The organism is Gemmatimonadaceae bacterium (genome assembly GCA_030647905.1).
Lineage (GTDB): Bacteria > Gemmatimonadota > Gemmatimonadetes > Gemmatimonadales > Gemmatimonadaceae > UBA4720.
In genome coordinates this window covers 35,826-53,027 of record JAUSJA010000007.1, presented here as the reverse complement: position 1 = coordinate 53,027, position 17,202 = coordinate 35,826, and the positions used below count along the sequence as shown (strand labels likewise).

Below are 17,202 nucleotides of genomic sequence, written 5' to 3'. Positions count from 1 at the left end.
GGCCTAGTTGTCCAGTGCGTGCCGAAGCGTGCGCGTCAGTTCGAGGGCGCGGTCAATACTCTCTCCGGCCGCTTTCACGAGGGCGCTTCCAACGATGACTCCGTCGGCGATCCCGGCAACCGTCCGGGCCTGCTCCGGGCCGGATACTCCGAATCCGATGCAGATGGGAAGATCCGTCGCCGAACGGAGGCGCGCAGCGGTCTCCGGGAGCTCCGGCGGTACATCGGTTCGCGCGCCGGTGACACCAAGACGGCTTATCAGATAGACGAACCCTGAGCCGTTGCGTGCGATCTCGCGCATCCGCTCGACGGGCGTCGTGGGCGCCACCAGCCGGATGTAGGCCAGGTCGCTCGAGCCGAGCCAGTGCTCTCTCGCGGGATCTGCTCCGACGGGCAGGTCGGTCAGCAGGATTCCGTCCACGCCCGCATCGCGGGCCCGTGTCAGAACGTCGGGGCCAGACGCGAGGAGCGGATTCAGGTATGTGAAAAGCACGACCGGAATCTCGAGGCGCGCTCGCTCGATCAGGTCCAGTGTCCGCTCGAGGCTCATGCCGAGGGCAAGCGCCTGCTGGGAGCTCTGCTGGATCACGGGCCCGTCGGCTATGGGGTCGGAGAACGGCACGCCGACCTCCATGACGTCTACGCCTTCCTGTTCCAGACCGCGCATCAGATCCAGCGACCTCTCGAAATCGGGGTGGCCAGCCGTGACGTAGCAGACGAGCGCCTTGCGCTTTTCCGCGCGCAGGCGCTCGAACTTTCTACCGATTCTGTTAGACGAGATAGTCGCCAACGATGATGCCATACCTGCCCGGATCCGCCGTCTTGATGATCGTGCGGGGATACTCGCCGTTGACGTCCTGCTGCGCAAGGTCAATTTCGGGTGCCGGATGCAGTGTATTTCCATTCGCGTCGCTGACGATTCGAACCAGCGGCCGCGACAGCGCTTCAGGACGCGGATTTGCCGCCGTGACGATGGCCAGCTCGAACGTGTCGAGAACCAGGAGCGTACCGACCGGATAGATGCCGAGAAGGTTGATGAACGCCTTCACCACTATCTGGTCCATTCCGCGTCTCGGATTGTCACGCATCTCCTGCAGGACCGCCGACGGAGCGTACGGTATCGTCTGGTAGACGCGCCTCGTCGTCGCCGCATCGTACGCATCCACGACAGCGACGATCTTGCTCGTCATGCTCATTGCGCGCGGCCGCACCGGCTTCGGGTAGCCGCTCAGATCGGTGCGCATGTGGTGCTCGTATGCGACAGTCATCGCGCGATATGATACGTCCTCCTGCTGGCCGCGAAGCTGGAAGAGCACGAGAACTCCCAACCACGGATGCGCCGCGATCTGGTGCCACTCGTCCTCCGAGAGCTGCTCGGACTTGTGCGTCAACCCGAGGGGCACGCGCGATTTTCCGATGTCGTGCATCAGCGCCGACAGTCCGAGGTCGAATAGCTGCAGCTTCGTGAGGCCGAGCCGGCGTCCGAGGGCAACTGCGAAGATGCACACGTTGACGCTGTGCGTGAACGTGTACTCGTCGTAGTCGCGAATCGCCGTCAGACCGATCAGCGAGGTCTCCTCGTTCAGGATCTGGTCCACGATGCCCTGAACGACGCGCTTGATTCGCCGGATACTCGGAGTGCGTCCCATGCGAACAGAATTGATGACCTCGCGTGTGACGGCTACCGACTGGTTGTACGTGCGGCTCGCAGCCTGTTTCGCCTCTTCCGAATAATCCCGGTCGTCGTTATCCACCAGATGACCGAGCTCGAGCTCCTTCACGCCCGTCTGCCCGAGGTGGGTGGTTATCTCCGCCAGCCGGTCGGCTGGATCGAGCGACGTTTGCGCGTCGAGAACAGACAGCAGCACCAGCCAGTCGCGGGCCACGGCGTGATGCACGCGGATCGCGCCGACTCCGGCAGCGCGGCACACGCGCACCAGGTATCCAAAGGTCACGTAATTCGTGAGGTCGAGCCGCAGCCGCGTAGCATTGATGAACAGGAACTCGCCCGAGATCCGCAGCTCGAGCTCGCGCTCATGCTCCTGTATCTCGCGGCTGATCTGCGCCAGCTCCGCCAGCGTCTTCTTAACGGCGGTGTGCTCGACCGGGTACAGCCTGATCGCGCGAAGAGTCCCGTAGAGCGAAATGATGAAATCGCTCCCGCGCTTGCGGAGATACGCCGCGCTCGCGGGATCCTGCGCTGGGACGCGCGGCTCGGCACGAAGCGGGCTAGCCACGGACCGCTCGACTGACCGCGTTGCGCACTATGACGTCCCTGTCGGCGAGCGCCTTCTGCAGCGCCTTCATCGCCATGTCGGTGCCGATCTTCCCAAGCGCCATCGCTGCGCACGCACGCAACTCTCCGTCCTCGCGCCCGCCGAGGAGGCGGCGTTTGTTGAGAATGTCTGCAAGAAGCGGAACTCCGGCGTCACCGGACAGCGTTCCGTAGGTCTCGAAGAACGCCATCTTCTCGGCAAGGGTGCTCTCGCGAAGCATCTTCGTTCGCAGATGGCTTTCGATGCCACGCGCTGCAGCGGAGTGATTCCGCGCACCCAGCACCTTGACCGTCGCGATGCGGATGTCGCGATCTTCATCCTGAAGCGCACGCTCGAGAACCTGCATCGCGCCCGGCGAGCCGATATCCGAGAGCGCGGCGACACCAGCGAGCCGCATTTCCGGACTCCCGTGCTCGATGGTTCCGGCCAGAGCGGATACCGCGGCGCTTGCCTTCATCGCGCCGGCACGCCGGATCGCTTCGAATGCGACGACATCGTCGTCCGACGATATGAGCCGGACGAGCTCCGCCGTGTGTGCCGCGGCCATCTTCGACCCGGCACTCTCGAGCAGCGCGCGCAGCTCGGCGTTGCGGCTGCGTCCGATCCATGCAAGCACTGTCTCGAGCGAGTCGGACTTGAGCTGGCCGAAAAGCTCGTGGAGGTCGTTCTGCGGCGGGCGAAGCGTTGTCTGTTCGAGCGCCTCGAGGAGCTGCTCGAGGACTTTCCCGTCGCTCAGCCGGTCGGCGAGCTGCATGAGGCGCTGGCGCTGTCCCAGCAGAATGTCACGCCCGCGATTCGCCGTCACCGCCGCCTCGCGAATCAGGTACGCCGCACTCCGGAACTGCGCCAGCGACAGGAACAGCAGGAAAAGGTCGTCGAGGATTCCCGCGATCTCCTCGCGGACGGTGGGATCGGTCTCCTGCTCGTAGGTGTCGAGAAGAGACGCGACGACCTCCGCCCGAAGATCCATTCCGAAGTCGCGGCGCACTTCGTCTCGCAGATACTCGATCTCGTGATCGTCGAGGAAATACAGAGTGGAATCGTAATCGTCCATCCTCGTTATGGACGACGACGCGAGCACATGCGCCTCGTTCTCGACCTCACCCGGCGACACGATCTTCTCTGGAATCTCTCCGCGAACCGAATCGAGCGGCGTGCCGCTGAGCAGTCCCAGTTCCACGTACCTGTACTCGAGAAACGTGAAGTCGTGCTCCCACAGGAGAGTGAGCAGATCGTCGTCGTCGGCCGAGGCGAGACGGGCCCTCTGCATCAGCGTCAGGAGGATGAGGAGCTCCTCCGCTTCGAAGCCGCTCCGGAACACCAGCTCGCGCACGCCGTCCTTGTAGAACAGCCACGGAATGCTGTCGGACGTCCGATCCGGCTCTTCAAGAAGCGGCCTGCCGAACCAGCGCAGATCGGCTTCCGTGATCTGAAGACTCACCGAATCGGTCTCACGCCACACAGTCAGGAACGCGTCCTTCATGGCGTCGAGGGCGCGCGCATGCATCGGGTTATTGGGCAGATACAGCTGATGCGCGCGCACCGCCCTGCTGAACGCGCGCAACAGATCGCCGACGAGCGCCGGCGGAAATGGCGGCTCCGGCAGCTCGAGATCGTTCTCCAGAGCAGGCGATCCCGTCACTTGTCCAGGAACCCCAGCTCGGCGACTTGCGCCATGTCCTTGTCTCCGCGACCGCTGACGCAGATGAGAACCGCGTCATCGCGGCTCCAGCGGGACGCGTTATCGGCAACCCACGCGACAGCGTGCGACGTCTCGAGCGCGGGGATTATTCCCTCGAGGCGGCTGAGCATGGCGAACCCGCGGAGTGCGTCCTCGTCGGTGACGGCTACATACGTCGCGCGGCCGGAATCCTTGAGGAACGCGTGCTCCGGCCCCACTCCCGGATAATCGAGACCCGCCGAAATGGAGTGAGCCGGGTGCACCTGGCCGCCTTCGTCCTGAAGGAGATAGCTGAGAGTGCCATGCAGAACACCGGGCCGGCCTCTCAGCAGAGACGCGGAATGCTCACCAGTCTCGAGACCATGTCCCGCGGCTTCGACTCCCACCAGTTCGACCGCGACATCGCTTTCGAACGGATGGAAGATCCCCATGGCGTTCGAACCGCCACCGACGCAGGCCACGACAGTATTCGGCAGGCGTCCGGCCGTCGCGAGCATCTGCTCGCGCGCCTCCCGGCCGATCACCGCCTGGAACTCGCGGACCATGCGCGGATACGGAGCAGGGCCGACGACAGAGCCGATGATGTAATAGCTGTCGTTGACGTTCGTCACCCAGTCCCGGATCGCCTCGCTGGTCGCGTCCTTGAGCGTCCGCGTTCCCGACGTGACGGGAACGACACGCGCGCCCATCAGCTGCATGCGATAGACATTGAGGGCCTGACGCCTCATGTCCTCCTCGCCCATGTAAACCGTGCAATCGAGCCCGAAACGCGCGCAGACCGTAGCGGTGGCGACGCCATGCTGGCCGGCGCCGGTTTCGGCGATGATCCGCCGCTTTCCCATGCGCATCGCGAGCAGCGCCTGCCCGACGGTGTTGTTGATCTTGTGCGCGCCGGTGTGATTCAGATCCTCGCGCTTCAGGTAGACCTCGGCTCCGATCTTCTCCGAGAAACGCGGCGCGCTGCTGAGAGGCGACGGTCGCCCGACATAGGTGGACAGCATTTCGTCCACGGACCGGACGAAGGATGGATCCGCCATGGCGCTGTCGAACGCCGCGTCCAGCTCGTCGAGAGCGGGAATGAGCGTCTCGGGGACATAACGTCCCCCGTACTCTCCGAATCTGTCGTTTGATCGCATCGAGGTCATTGAATTCATGGCTGGCCGGCAAAGCCTGTCATACTATAGACGCGGAACGTACCGCATCGGCAAAAGCGCGCATCAGAGCGGCATCCTTTATCCCCGGTGCCGCTTCCACGCCCGATGAGACGTCCACTATCGCCGGGGCCAGGGCGGCTATTGCGGCGCCCACGTTCAGAGGGGTCAATCCGCCGGCGAGGACGGTTGGAACGAGGAGTCCCGCGTCGCGGATCTTCGGCGCGATCGCCATCCAGTCGAAGGTGCGGCCTGTGCCGCCGCTCGCGCCCCGCACCCTCGTATCGAGCAGGATCGCGTCGGCGACATCCACAAGTTCGTCCCACCCGGGCGGCAGAGCTCCGTGCGATTCGTCGATCGCGACCACGGGCCATAGCTCGCCCTCGAAATCGTCGCGCATCCGCGCGAGGTCATCCGGCCCGAACGACCCGTGCAACTGCATCACGTCCAGCTCGGCATCGCGCGCTGCCCGTAGAGCTTCTCCAGCGTTGGCGTGGCCGAAGACGCCAACCCGCTTCAGCTGTCCGGCTGATGCAAAGATCTCCCGTGCACGGAGCGGAGTCACGCGCCTCGGACTCTCGGCGAAGATCACACCGGCGTGTGAAGCGCCGAGCGACGCCGCGACCTCGGCATCTACAGGGCGGGTGATCCCGCAGAACTTGATCTTCGTCATTGTGGCGCTGTGGGTGTCGGGCTCACCGGGTACGCGGACGTCTTGGCACGTCGGCAAGTGCCCCCACGGCCGCAGCCGGATCGGGCGATGCGGATACCGACGACCCGACGAGGACCGCGTCGGCGCCGGCCCGCGCCGCCTCCACGACCTGATCGCGCGTCGAATACCCGCTTTCCGCGATTGCCACACATTCGGGCGGGATCAGCGGCACGATCCTCTTCACCGTGTGCGGATCAATCTCGAGCGTCTCGAGATTGCGATTGTTCACGCCGATGATTTCGGCGCCGGCGCCGAGCGCCCGATCGAGCTCAATCTCATCGCGAATCTCGAAGACAAGCTCGAGCGACACATCACGCGCGGCTTGCGCAAGCGATCGAAGCCGGGATGGTTCGATGGCTCTGACGATCACGAGCGCCGCCGACGCGCCGAGCCGACGCGCCTCGACGAGTTGTGATTCGCTGACGTGAAAGTCTTTCCTGAGAAGCGGCACACCGACGGCCGAGCGCACGATACCGAGGTCTTCGTCGCTTCCACCGAAAGCCGAAGGCTCGGTGAGAACCGATATCGCCACCGCACCGCCATCGGAATACGCGCGCGCTTGCCGCGCGCTGTCGAGCCCGGGATTGATCGCTCCCCTCGACGGCGAGCTGCGCTTGATCTCGGCGATCACGCCGACGTGTGCTCCAGTGAGGGCATGGCGCAGGGAAGGCCTGGCAAGGTGTACCGTGGCCTCGCTGTCTATCGCGCCGGCGCCGCTCTCCAGACGGGCGACCCGCTGCCATGCCAGGCGTACGAGTTCGCCGAGGGTTCCGGCGGGAGGCTTCCACGCCGAATCTCCTTGCGCTTCGGGAGTTGTTCGGATAATCTTCGAATTCGGCAAATGTTCGGTTTGGCTGCCGGGCTTACTCAGGACCCTTCATCACGGGAAAGATATGTCGGTCACCAAGCGCCAGCGTGAGATACTTACTTACCTCACAGAGTATTCGGGCGAGAACGGCTACGCCCCCAGCTTCGAGGAGATTGCCGCGCGCTTCAACTACAGCTCGCTGGCGACTGTCCACGAGCACTTGAGCAACCTGGAGCGCAAGGGCTACATCAAGCGCGAATACAATGAGAGCCGCGCGATCGAAGTGCTTCCATCGGATATTTATCCGCGCGCGCTTCAGCTACCGCTGATGGGTTCGGTTGCGGCGGGCATGCCGATCGAGGCGATCCAGTCGCAGGAGATGATCTCGGTTCCCGACGATTTCGTGCGCCGCGGCGGGAATCATTATGTACTCCGTGTCCGCGGCAACTCGATGATCGACGAGCAGATCCGCGATGGGGATTTTGTCATCGTCAACGAGCGGCAGAGCGCCGACAACGGCGAGATGGTCATCGCGCTGATTGACGGAACGTCGGCGACGGTGAAGAAGCTCTACCGCGAGAAGGATGGAAGGATCAGGCTGCAGCCCGCGAACGAAGCGATGGCGCCGATCTACGTGCACGAAAACGACATCTCGATTCAGGGGATCGTCGTCGGCGTGCTGAGGCGCTGCTAGGTCGCAACTGAATAGGCGGCACGGAGCCGCTCGAGGGCTTCGAGGCCCTTCCCTGCTTCCAGCGCAGCTCGCGCAGAAGCGATTCCATCCGCATAGTCCTTTACACGGCCGCTGACGTAGATGGCGGCCGCCGCGTTCAGCATCACCGCCGCGCGGGCGGCGCGGGTTCCGCCGCCGCCGAGCACGTCACGCACGATGCGCGCGTTGTCGGCTGGATCACCCCCCGCCAGCTCCGACGGATCGCCGGATTCGAGGCCGTATTCCGACGGGTCAATGCTCCATTCCTGCGTTGCCCCGTTCCGGATCTCGACGACGCGCGTGATGCCGAGCGGCGATATCTCGTCGAGACCCGGCTCGCCGTGCACGACCATCGCGTGATGGGAGCCCAAGGCGGCCAGCGCGCCGGCGAGGATTGGCACGCGGTGGGCATCGGCGACACCGACGACCTGGCGCGCAGCGCCGGCCGGGTTCGCCAGCGGTCCCACGACGTTCATCACGGTTGGAATTCCGAGCTCGCGTCTTATCGGTCCCACGTGCCGCATGGCGGGATGCATCATCGGCGCATACATGAAAACGATGCCGGCCTTTTCCAGCGCCGACTCCATCGTGGACAATGGCGCATCCATGGCGACACCGAGCGCCTCGAGGACGTCCGCGCTGCCGCAGCGCGACGTGAAGGAGCGGTTGCCGTGCTTGGCGATCCGCACCCCCGCCCCGGCTGCGAGCAGGGCCGCGGCGGTGGAGATGTTGAAAGTCGCGACCGCACCGCCACCAGTTCCGCAGGTGTCCACGAGCTCTTCCGGGTGAGCGGACGGCAGTCGCACCATGACTTCCCGGAGCGCGCGCACGACGCCCGCCACGATGTCCGATGTCTCCCCCCTGACGCGAAGTCCGGCGAGCAGGGCAGCTATCTGAATCGCCGAAGCCTCGCCGCGCATCACCACTCCGAACGCTTCGAACGCATCATCGGCGGAGATTGGCTGATGGTGCGCGAGCCTGGTGATTGCGGCTTGCAGCGCCGACTCGGGCAGAGGACTCGTCACGCGGTGTCGCGAGCGGGCTACTGCCGCGAGGCGAGCGAGGCCCTGACTTTCTTCAGCGCCTCCGTCGGGGCAGGTGCACCGTCGGTCTCGTCCAGCGCACGCTCGATCTGATAGATGACGTTGGCGTGCGCCCGCACCAGCTCTGTCTGCGTGTGCAGATCCACGTGCGCCTGTTCGAGGCGCCCCACCGCCTGCGACACCTGGTCTTCGACGGCGTGCAGTCGCTCGGCGCGCCTCTGGATCTCATCGTTCGCGTCGGCGACGAGGCGCTCGAGCTCGGCGATGCGCGCGGCCTCTCGAGCTCCCGGATTTGCGCATGCGCTCTTCGCGTCTTCCAGCTCCGCTTTGAGCTGCTTCAGCGCCCGGTTGTATTCCGAGTGGATGTTGCGCGTCAGTTCCTCGAGCGTGCGGACCGCTTCGAAGCGGGCTTCATGCTCCGCGATGCGCTCGAAGGCGAGTGCGAAGAGATCGAGCGCCGGAGCGAGTCGCTCGACGATGCGCGGACCGAATCGCCGCCGCGGCTCGTAGAGTGCCATGAAGCCGGAGAGCTCTCCGTCGAGCGACAGACCGCGAACGGAGAGAATCCCTCCCTGCTGCTGCGGATTCACTCCGAGGAGCTTCATGTAGTCATCGGATTCGGCGCCGAAATCGACGAGCGACGCGCCCGAGCTCAGCGCTCTGCGAATCGGTGCCGGCAGCTGGTCGATCGAAACATTGAGCGGCGTGCGCGCCACGACGTCGCCGACCGGGCTCAGGCGCTCGGTGATGAGCTGGCGTCGCGAATCGCAGATGAAGAGCACCAACTGCGCTGCGCGCTCGATATCAGTCGCTTCGTGCTGAATCAGCGTAAGCGCCGCGTCCGCGTCACGGGCTGCAGAAAGCACTGTTGCGAGCGTAGCGAGAGTTCGAGGGGCCATTGAGGAGAGCTTCGGGTACGGATCGGTACGTCATCGAGTTTCACCTGTGCCGATATCAATGTCAACGCCGGCCGACGTTCTCGCGCGCGCCCTGACGCGAAGACGAGCGCCCAGCAGATGCGCCGGGTGGTCGTTTGCCGCGAGTACCGGACAGCGATAACTTGAACAATGGAATCGCGGACGGTGCAGCTCGTTCTACAGTACGATGGCGCGCTGTTCGCTGGCTGGCAGAGGCAACCCGATGCGAGGACGGTTCAGGGAGTGATCGAGGACGCGATGGAGCGCCTTTGCGGAAGCCACATCGCGGTGCTCGGAGCCGGTCGAACCGACGCCGGAGTTCATGCCCTTGGCCAGGCAGCGGGAGTTCGCGTTCCAGCGAAATGGACCCCACCGGAGCTGAGGCGGGCGCTGAACGCAGTTCTTCCGCCGGACGTGAGAGTGGCGAGAGCGATGGCGATGCGCGACGACTTCCACGCGCGATACAGCGCGCTGTCCCGATCGTACAGGTACCTCGTGGGGACCGATACTGATGCCGAAAGTCCTTTCAGAAGCCGGCGCGAGCTGGTGTGGAGACGGCCGATCGACCGGGCGATGCTCGACGCGGCCGCGGCGCTCGTGACGGGCGATCATTGTTTTCGGGGATTCGCGGTAAAGGGCACGGCGCCTGCCACCGACGATCACCGCTGCGTCGTGACTGAAGCGATGTGGGTCGAGCGGGAGGGCGGGCTCACCTTCGTTGTTCGCGCGAACCGTTTTCTGCACCACATGGTGAGATTCCTGGTGGGCACGATGCTCGACATCGCCGCGGGTCGCAGAGAGCTCGCGGTCATGAGCAGGCTTCTCGCGGCGGATGACAACCGGGAAGTTTCTCCGCCGGCACCGTCGCACGGCCTGTATCTGGAAAGCGTAGAATACCCTCAGGCACTCTATCTGGCGGACGCATGAACATTTTTATTGAAAGCGTTTCATTACAGGAAATCCGGCGTTCCGTCGAGGCTGGCTTGGCGGACGGCGTTGTCATGTCTGATTCGGCGTACGCCGGCAGCGAATCCGCCGATGGCCGTGCGCTGATCGAAGCCGTAGCGCAGGAGTTCGCCATCCCGATCTGCATCGAGGTTGCGGCGGTAAACGGTGCCGACATGTACCGCGAGGCTCGCGAGCTGGCGAAGATCTCCGACCACATTATCGTTCAGCTGCCGCTCGTCGAGGACGCCATCGTGCCGATGCATCGGCTGAGTCTCGAGGGCGTCGGCATCTGCGCCAATTTCGTGTTCAACGGAGCGCAGGCTGTCCTCGCCGCGAAAGCCGGCGCGTCCATGGTCCGCGTCTCGCTCCACGATCTCGAGGCGCAGGGGCAGACGAGCGCCGATGCCGTCTCCGAGATCCGCTCGCTTCTGGAAGCAAGCGAGTGCGAGTGCGACGTGATGGTCGCGTCACCGCAGACGAGCGCCCAGTTCACGGAATGCATCTCCGCCGGAGCACAGATCATCTCGATGCGCCCGGATGTGCTTCAGTCGCTGCTCTTGCACCCGCTCACCGACCGCAGCCTCGATCGTTTTCTCAACAGCCTGAGCAGGCGCCCGAGGCCGACTACCGACAGATGAGATTCGCATTCGTCATCGCCACGGTCGCAGCAGCGGCGTGCAAGGGCGATTCGCTGCCCTCCGCCCAGGCGACCCAGCTTCCCCCGGATCAGACGGCACAGATATCCGGCCAGCGCCGGACAGCCATCACGTCCGCGGTGGCGCGAGTGTCCCCAGCGGTCGTGACCGTTCAAACAGAGATGGTGGAAGCGGTGCCAGCCGATTTCTACGAGCAGTTCTTCGGCGGCAGATCGGGACGCCGCGCATCGTCGGGACTCGGGTCAGGATTCATCGTCCGCGAAGACGGTGTCATCGTCACCAACGCTCACGTAATCAGCGGTGCCACCAGGATCTCCGTCGCGCTGCGCGACGGCACGCGGTATACGGCCCGGCTGCTCGGAGCGGACGAGACCAACGACCTCGCCGTCATCAAGATCGACGCGAAGAACCTGCCCGTCGCCCCGCTTGGAAGCTCATCCAATCTTCTCATTGGCGAATGGGCGATCGCGATTGGAAGTCCCTTTGGATTCCTTCTTGCCAACACCGAGCCGAGCGTCACCGCCGGCGTGGTGAGCGGGACGGGACGCAACCTTGCCGCGGAAAGCGGCGGCGCCGGCGTCTACGTGGACATGATCCAGACGGACGCCTCCATCAACCCTGGCAATTCCGGAGGGCCGCTTGTCAACGCGCTGGGCGAGGTGATCGGAGTCAACAGCTCCATCTATTCTCCGAGCGGCGGGTCGATCGGGCTCGGATTCGCGATTCCCATCAATCGCGCCAAGCGCGTGACCGAAGACCTTCTCGCGCACGGCGTGATCCGCCGCCCGTGGGTGGGAATCAAGCTCGTGACTCCGCCGGCCGGAGGATCGAATGTGCAGACGCGCGGCGTTGCGATCAGCTCGGTAGTGCCGGGTTCACCGGCGGCGCGCGGGGGGATACAGCCGGGCGACATACTCGTTCAATCGCGTGACAGAGCCATTCACAGCGCATATGACTGGGAAGCGGAGCGGCTCGAGCTGCGCGTCACCGACGACGTGCCCCTCATCCTGCGACGGGGCGATCGCGAAGTAAGGGTCAATGTGCGCGTTGCCGATCTGCCCGAGCTCAACGCTCCGAAGGTCACTGTCCTTCGCGAGATTCAGCTCGTGACGCTCACTCCCGCCATTCGCGCCGAGCGCAATATCAGGCGCGCCAACGGAGCGCTCGTCCAGGCGGTATCGCCGCGCGTCGCCGACCAGCTCGGAATTCAGGCCGGCGACGTAATTCTCCAAATCAACCGCGTGCCCGTCGCGGACGCCGAATCGGCTGCCCGGGCGCTCGACTACTACGCCGGCCGGGGCGGCATCGTCATGTACATCGAGCGGCAGGGCCGGGTGTACACCACTGAGTTCGTGATTCAATAGATGCACGATACCTGGACGTCCCCTCTCGCCGGCCGTTACGCGTCGCGAGCGATGCTCGAGCTGTGGTCGGCGCGCACCCGCTACGGGCTGTGGCGCAGACTATGGCTCACTCTCGCCGAGGCTGAGCGCGAGCTCGGCGTTGATATTCCCGCCGAAGCGATCGAGCAGATGCGCCAGCATCTCGACGACATTGATTTCGACGCGGTTGCCGCATACGAGAGGCGATTCCGTCACGACGTCATGGCTCACGTCCACGCTTTCGGCGACGTCGCGCCTGCCGCCAAGCCGTTCATTCATCTCGGGGCGACAAGTGCCTACGTCACGGACAACGCCGACCTGATCCTGATGCGTCGGGGGCTCGAGCTCCTGCGCGGCCGGCTGCTCGGCGTGCTCCGCTCCCTGTCCGCCTTCGCGCGCGAATGGCGTGCCGAGCCGACCCTCGGCTACACCCACCTCCAGCCCGCACAGCTGACGACGGTCGGAAAGCGGGCGACGCTGTGGATGCAGGACCTCGTTCTGGACCTGAGAGACGTGGATTATCGTCGCGCCGCGATGCCATTCCGCGGCGTGAAGGGCACGACGGGAACGCAGGCGACTTTCCTCGAGCTTCTCCGCGGCGACCACGCCGCGGTGTTACATCTCGATCGCATGGTCACTTCGCGGATGGATTTCTCCGCCTCGCTGGCGGTGACCGGTCAGACTTATACGAGAAAAATCGACGCCGGCGTTCTTTCCGCGGTGAGCGGCATTGCCGCGAGCGCGGCCAAATTCGCGGGCGACGTGCGTATGCTGCAGTCATTCGGCGAGATCGAAGAGCCGTTCGAGCAGGAGCAGGTGGGCTCATCAGCGATGGCATACAAGCGGAATCCGATGCGCTCCGAGCGCATCAACGCGTTGTCGCGTTTCGTGCTTTCCGTCGAGGGGAACGCGAATCAGACGCACAGCGTGCAGTACTTCGAGCGCACGCTCGACGACAGCGCGAACCGGCGCCTCGTCATACCGGAATCGTTTCTTGCAGCGGATGCCATCCTGATCCTGATGTCCAATGTCGCAGCGGGCCTCGAGGTGCACCCGTCGCGCATTCGCCAGCGCATTGACGCCGAGCTGCCTTTCATGGCGACGGAGAAGATGATCGTCCGGGCGGTGGAAGGCGGCGGCGACAGGCAGGCGGCTCATGAGGTGATCCGGCGCCACTCGATCGCCGCGGCACGCGCGCTCAAGGACGGCGCGCCGACCAACGACCTGCTCGACCGTCTCGCACAGGATCCCGAGCTCGGGCTTTCGCGGGAGGATCTTGGTCTTCTCGCCGATCCTTCGCAGTACACCGGTCGAGCCGCTGAACAGGTGGACGAGTTTCTCGCTGGGGTCATCGAGCCCGTGCTCGCCGGTGCGCCGGCCTTGCCCGCCGAAGAAGAGATACGGGTCTAATGACTGTCACGCGGACCGACCTGCCCCTCCGTCTCCTTCGCCGGGGCAAAGTCCGCGACGTCTACGAGGTTGACCGCGAGAGGGTTCTGCTCGTCGCGACCGACAGAGTGAGCGCGTTCGACGTCGTGATGGCGGAGCCGATTCCCCGAAAAGGCGCGGTCCTCACTCAGATCACCGCGTGGTGGCTCCGGCAACTCGAGAGCCGCCTCTCACATCACATGATCAGCGCGACTCTTGCCGATATTCTGCATCAGGTTCCTTCGCTCGCCCTGTTCGCCCCTGAGCTGGACCAACGATCAATGCTGTGTCGCCGGGCCGACGTATTCCCCGTCGAGTGCGTCATCCGGGGATACATCTCGGGCTCGGCCTGGAAAGAATACGCGGAACGCGGGACACTCGCCGGCGAGCCGCTGCCGGAAGGTCTCACTGAATCCGAGCGGTTACCCTCGCCGATCTTCAGCCCGGCGACCAAGGCCGAAGCGGGACACGACGAAAACATCTCGATTTTCCGCATGGAGTCCGCGATCGGCCGGAGCGAAACCGCCGAGCTGGAGCGGCTGACACGCTCCGTTTACGAATTCGGAAACGCGGTGGCGGCTGAACGGGGCATCATCATTGCCGATACCAAGCTGGAATTCGGGTATCTTCCGCCTGCCGAAGACGCCAGGCGTGGAGACGAGTTCGATTCGTCGCGTGTTATATTAGTGGACGAAGTGCTGACACCGGACAGCTCCCGTTTCTGGCCCGCCGATCTCTACCGGCCCGGCCGGCCACAGCCCAGCTTCGACAAGCAGCCGCTGCGTGATTATCTCGATGGCGAGAGGCGCGCCGGCCGCTGGGACGGCGAGAGCCCTCCTCCACCTCTTCCGCCAGATGTCGTAAACGCCACCAGCGAGCGCTATCTGGAGATTTTCCGCCGTCTCACCCTCGCGCCGCTCGCTCCCGGAGCATTCAATTGAACTTCGCCCGCGAAGGATATCCTTTCATCGGTATCGCCGTCGCTGCCGCCGTGGCGGTATTCGCGCTCGCGCTGGCGCGGCGGTCATGGGCGTTGTGGCTTCTGGCCCTCATCGTGACCGTGATAGCGCTGTGCGTCGCCTACTTCTTCCGCGATCCCGAACGGACCGGGGAGCGCGGCGCGAACATCGTCGTCGCACCCGCCGACGGAAGGCTGATAATGATCACGGAGCTGGAGGAGCCGGCTTTCATCGGAGGCCGCGCGACACGCCTGTCAATCTTCATGAACGTGTTCAACGTTCACGTGAACCGTTATCCGGTGGACGGCGTCGTCCGGTACGTCCATTACAACAAGGGCAAGTTCCTGAACGCCGCCGCCGAGAAATCGAGTCTCGAGAACGAACAGAGTTCAGTCGGCATCGAATCGGGCCAGTACCGCATCCTCGTGCGCCAGATCGCCGGGCTCATCGCCCGGCGCATCGTTACCTACAGCCGTGACGGACAGCAGGTGAGACAGGGCGAGCGGATGGGCATCATCCGGTTTGGATCGCGCGTTGACGTGTTCATTCCGACGGACGCGAAGCTTCGCGCGCGGCTCGGAGAGCTGACCACCGCCGGCACGACCGTGCTGGCCGAGTTCCCGTCGCCATGAGCGCTACCGACGACCGGCTTGCACGACGGGATGTCGGGCCGCCACGCCGCTTGAGGCGCGCAGTCGTGGTGCTGCCGAACGGGCTCACGCTTGCCAACCTGTTCTGCGGCGTTTTCGCGATCGTGTCGGCGTCGCGAGGCCAGTTCGATTTCGCCGGATTGCTGATCGTCCTCGGCGGCGTGGCCGACGCGCTCGATGGACGCATTGCGAGAGCGACCGGGAGCGGTACGCGCTTCGGATCGGAGCTCGATTCGCTCGTGGACGTGATCACGTTCGGCCTCGCGCCGGCGATGATCATGTACTTCGCCGTCCTGAATCGTGAGGGATGGGAGTGGCTGATTCCCTTCCTTTACGTCCTGTGCGCGGCGATCCGCCTCGCGCGATTCAACGTCGAGCAGGCCGGGCGCGCCAAGCGGTATTTCCATGGGCTGCCAAGCCCCGCCGCCGGAATGACTCTGGCGACGTACTACTGGTTCAGCCAGAGCACGCTGTACAACGAGACCGTGCTCGGCGACCTGCCATGGCACTTCTGGCTTCGCTTCCTGATGCTCGCGCTCGCTTTCCTGATGATCAGCAACGTCTCGTATCCCGCAGTCCCCACGGTCGGATTCAGGAAGATCAGCGAGATCATGGGATCGCTCGTCGTCATCGGCACGGTCATCGGGATGATCGTGCTCCGAAAGCAGTTCTACTTTCCGGCGCTCGTGGTCTATGTCGTCTACGGCGTCGCAAAAACGGTTTATTTCGGCCTGATCGGGCGCAAACCACGCGGTGATGTGGCAGTGATCTCGGATTCCGACGAGGAGCTCGAGCCCGACGTTCGGATCGCCGCCGCCGACATCACCCCCGATCAGGAACAGGAGCACCGACGCCGGAGACGCCGGCGGCCCTATCCCCGTAACAACCCATCGCACGGACTCCCACCGCGGCCCGGTGGAGACGGAGACAAGTGAAAGCCTACAAGGTTTCAGTTCACGTCACACCTCGCCGCGGCATCCTCGATCCACAGGGCAAAGCTGTCGAAGGCGCACTCCATTCGCTCGGATTCGAAGGTGTCCGCGAGGTGCACGTCGGCCGACATATTGTGATCGAGACCGAGGCTGCGAGCGCGGAGGATGCGGCCTCTTCTGTTCGCGCAATGTGCGAGCGGCTGCTCGGCAACCCCGTCACGGAAGACTTCGAGATCGAATCGGCAGCCGAAAGATGAAGTTCGGCGTCGTCACCTTTCCCGGATCCAACTGCGATTACGACGCGTATCACGCTGTCGTTGATTCGCTTGGCGAGGAAGCCGTCTACATCTGGCACAAGGACCACGATCTTCAGGGCGCCGATGTCATCATCCTGCCCGGTGGATTCAGCTATGGCGACTATCTCCGCGCGGGAGCCATCGCCCGGTTCAGTCCCGTGATGCGGGAGGTCGCCGCTCACGCGCGAAAGGGCGGGCCAGTCATCGGCATCTGCAACGGTTTCCAGATTGCGTGTGAGGCAGGACTCCTTCCCGGAGCGCTGCTGCGAAACGCTTCTCTTCAGTTCATATCCGCGATGGTTACGCTGCGGGTGGAGAACGCCGACACCATGTTCACGGCCGCGTACGCTCGCGACCAGCTCATCCGGCTGCCGATCGCACACAGCGACGGCCGCTACACTGCCGACGCGTCCACGCTCGATGAGCTCGAGGGCACCAACCGGGTGGTCTTCCGGTACGTGGATGATTCAGGGAATCCCACGGATACCGGCAACCCCAACGGTTCGGCGAACGGCATCGCCGGAATCGTCAGCTCCGAGGGCAACGTTCTTGGCATGATGCCCCATCCGGAGCGCGCGCTCGACACGCTCCTCGGATCGCGTGACGGGCTTCCATTGTTCGAGTCCGTGCTGGCGCGGGTTGCGGCCTGAGC

18 protein-coding genes are annotated in these 17,202 nt (G+C 64.4%); 10 read left to right on the top strand and 8 right to left on the bottom strand.

The genetic code is table 11. From position 1 onward, the window contains the following. Positions 1-3 precede the first annotated feature (3 nt). From trpA to Q7S20_00680, 6 genes are read right to left on the bottom strand one after another with little or no spacing between them, the layout of a single operon-like run. Positions 4-801, bottom strand: coding sequence for a tryptophan synthase subunit alpha (gene trpA / locus Q7S20_00705; GenBank protein ID MDO8500345.1), 798 nt, complete (start codon positions 799-801; stop codon positions 4-6). Beyond that, entirely contained in the window at positions 770-2,236 is a 1,467-nt protein-coding gene (locus tag Q7S20_00700) for an HD domain-containing protein (protein ID MDO8500344.1), read from the bottom strand. Before Q7S20_00700 ends, trpA begins: the two co-directional genes overlap by 32 nt. After that, the gene (locus tag Q7S20_00695) at positions 2,229-3,917 is read right to left on the bottom strand and encodes a HEAT repeat domain-containing protein (protein MDO8500343.1); all 1,689 of its coding nucleotides are present in this window, start codon (positions 3,915-3,917) and stop codon (positions 2,229-2,231) included. The genes Q7S20_00700 and Q7S20_00695 overlap by 8 nt, the downstream gene beginning before the upstream one ends. Further along, positions 3,914-5,101 (bottom strand): tryptophan synthase subunit beta, encoded by a 1,188-nt coding sequence (gene trpB, locus Q7S20_00690; GenBank protein ID MDO8500342.1) that lies wholly within the window; start codon positions 5,099-5,101, stop codon positions 3,914-3,916. The genes Q7S20_00695 and trpB overlap by 4 nt, the downstream gene beginning before the upstream one ends. 28 nt (positions 5,102-5,129) lie before the next feature. Beyond that, positions 5,130-5,780: a phosphoribosylanthranilate isomerase gene (locus Q7S20_00685; GenBank protein ID MDO8500341.1), complete on the bottom strand. Its 651-nt coding sequence runs from the start codon at positions 5,778-5,780 to the stop codon at positions 5,130-5,132. A gap of 22 nt (positions 5,781-5,802) precedes the next feature. Next, a complete protein-coding gene (locus tag Q7S20_00680; GenBank protein ID MDO8500340.1) occupies positions 5,803-6,660 on the bottom strand; it encodes an indole-3-glycerol-phosphate synthase in 858 nt (285 codons plus the stop codon). 52 nt (positions 6,661-6,712) lie between these two features. Between Q7S20_00680 and lexA the strand changes: the two genes are divergently transcribed. Further along, positions 6,713-7,321 carry a transcriptional repressor LexA gene (gene lexA, locus Q7S20_00675; protein ID MDO8500339.1) on the top strand — a complete coding sequence of 203 codons (609 nt, stop codon included), beginning with the start codon at positions 6,713-6,715 and terminating at the stop codon, positions 7,319-7,321. On the opposite strand, the gene trpD is transcribed toward lexA, so the two are convergent. Together trpD and Q7S20_00665 are read right to left on the bottom strand one after the other, a co-directional pair. Next, entirely contained in the window at positions 7,318-8,364 is a 1,047-nt protein-coding gene (gene trpD, locus Q7S20_00670; GenBank protein MDO8500338.1) for an anthranilate phosphoribosyltransferase, read from the bottom strand. The two genes, lexA and trpD, sit on opposite strands and share 4 nt — an antisense overlap. 17 nt (positions 8,365-8,381) lie before the next feature. Beyond that, positions 8,382-9,281, bottom strand: coding sequence for a hypothetical protein (locus Q7S20_00665; protein MDO8500337.1), 900 nt, complete (start codon positions 9,279-9,281; stop codon positions 8,382-8,384). A 168-nt stretch (positions 9,282-9,449) separates the two neighbouring features. Between Q7S20_00665 and truA the strand changes: the two genes are divergently transcribed. From truA to purQ, 9 genes are read left to right on the top strand one after another with little or no spacing between them, the layout of a single operon-like run. Next, on the top strand, positions 9,450-10,226 hold the full coding sequence (truA, locus tag Q7S20_00660) for a tRNA pseudouridine(38-40) synthase TruA (GenBank protein MDO8500336.1): 777 nt from the start codon (positions 9,450-9,452) through the stop codon (positions 10,224-10,226). Next, complete coding sequence (locus Q7S20_00655) at positions 10,223-10,885, top strand: transaldolase family protein (protein ID MDO8500335.1); 663 nt, start codon at positions 10,223-10,225, stop codon at positions 10,883-10,885. The genes truA and Q7S20_00655 overlap by 4 nt, the downstream gene beginning before the upstream one ends. Continuing rightward, positions 10,882-12,267, top strand: a complete 1,386-nt coding sequence (locus Q7S20_00650) for a trypsin-like peptidase domain-containing protein (GenBank protein MDO8500334.1) — start codon at positions 10,882-10,884, stop codon at positions 12,265-12,267. The genes Q7S20_00655 and Q7S20_00650 overlap by 4 nt, the downstream gene beginning before the upstream one ends. Further along, the gene (gene purB, locus Q7S20_00645; GenBank protein ID MDO8500333.1) at positions 12,268-13,695 is read left to right on the top strand and encodes an adenylosuccinate lyase; all 1,428 of its coding nucleotides are present in this window, start codon (positions 12,268-12,270) and stop codon (positions 13,693-13,695) included. Continuing rightward, positions 13,695-14,654, top strand: a complete 960-nt coding sequence (locus Q7S20_00640) for a phosphoribosylaminoimidazolesuccinocarboxamide synthase (GenBank protein MDO8500332.1) — start codon at positions 13,695-13,697, stop codon at positions 14,652-14,654. Before purB ends, Q7S20_00640 begins: the two co-directional genes overlap by 1 nt. Further along, positions 14,651-15,304, top strand: coding sequence for a phosphatidylserine decarboxylase family protein (locus Q7S20_00635; GenBank protein MDO8500331.1), 654 nt, complete (start codon positions 14,651-14,653; stop codon positions 15,302-15,304). Before Q7S20_00640 ends, Q7S20_00635 begins: the two co-directional genes overlap by 4 nt. Continuing rightward, entirely contained in the window at positions 15,301-16,257 is a 957-nt protein-coding gene (gene pssA, locus Q7S20_00630) for a CDP-diacylglycerol--serine O-phosphatidyltransferase (protein ID MDO8500330.1), read from the top strand. Before Q7S20_00635 ends, pssA begins: the two co-directional genes overlap by 4 nt. Then, complete coding sequence (gene purS, locus Q7S20_00625) at positions 16,254-16,511, top strand: phosphoribosylformylglycinamidine synthase subunit PurS (GenBank protein ID MDO8500329.1); 258 nt, start codon at positions 16,254-16,256, stop codon at positions 16,509-16,511. The genes pssA and purS overlap by 4 nt, the downstream gene beginning before the upstream one ends. Next, on the top strand, positions 16,508-17,200 hold the full coding sequence (purQ, locus tag Q7S20_00620; protein ID MDO8500328.1) for a phosphoribosylformylglycinamidine synthase subunit PurQ: 693 nt from the start codon (positions 16,508-16,510) through the stop codon (positions 17,198-17,200). Before purS ends, purQ begins: the two co-directional genes overlap by 4 nt. Positions 17,201-17,202 lie beyond the last annotated feature (2 nt).

Coding starts and splice junctions, on each gene's coding strand:
- Q7S20_00650 (MDO8500334.1), top strand. CDS start 10,882: ATGAGATTCGCATTCGTCATCGCCACGGTCGCAGCAGCGGCGTGCAAG.
- Q7S20_00655 (MDO8500335.1), top strand. CDS start 10,223: ATGAACATTTTTATTGAAAGCGTTTCATTACAGGAAATCCGGCGTTCC.
- truA (MDO8500336.1), top strand. CDS start 9,450: ATGGAATCGCGGACGGTGCAGCTCGTTCTACAGTACGATGGCGCGCTG.
- purB (MDO8500333.1), top strand. CDS start 12,268: ATGCACGATACCTGGACGTCCCCTCTCGCCGGCCGTTACGCGTCGCGA.
- trpA (MDO8500345.1), bottom strand. CDS start 801: ATGGCATCATCGTTGGCGACTATCTCGTCTAACAGAATCGGTAGAAAG.
- trpB (MDO8500342.1), bottom strand. CDS start 5,101: ATGACCTCGATGCGATCAAACGACAGATTCGGAGAGTACGGGGGACGT.
- Q7S20_00665 (MDO8500337.1), bottom strand. CDS start 9,281: ATGGCCCCTCGAACTCTCGCTACGCTCGCAACAGTGCTTTCTGCAGCC.
- Q7S20_00640 (MDO8500332.1), top strand. CDS start 13,695: ATGACTGTCACGCGGACCGACCTGCCCCTCCGTCTCCTTCGCCGGGGC.
- lexA (MDO8500339.1), top strand. CDS start 6,713: ATGTCGGTCACCAAGCGCCAGCGTGAGATACTTACTTACCTCACAGAG.
- Q7S20_00685 (MDO8500341.1), bottom strand. CDS start 5,780: ATGACGAAGATCAAGTTCTGCGGGATCACCCGCCCTGTAGATGCCGAG.
- purQ (MDO8500328.1), top strand. CDS start 16,508: ATGAAGTTCGGCGTCGTCACCTTTCCCGGATCCAACTGCGATTACGAC.
- pssA (MDO8500330.1), top strand. CDS start 15,301: ATGAGCGCTACCGACGACCGGCTTGCACGACGGGATGTCGGGCCGCCA.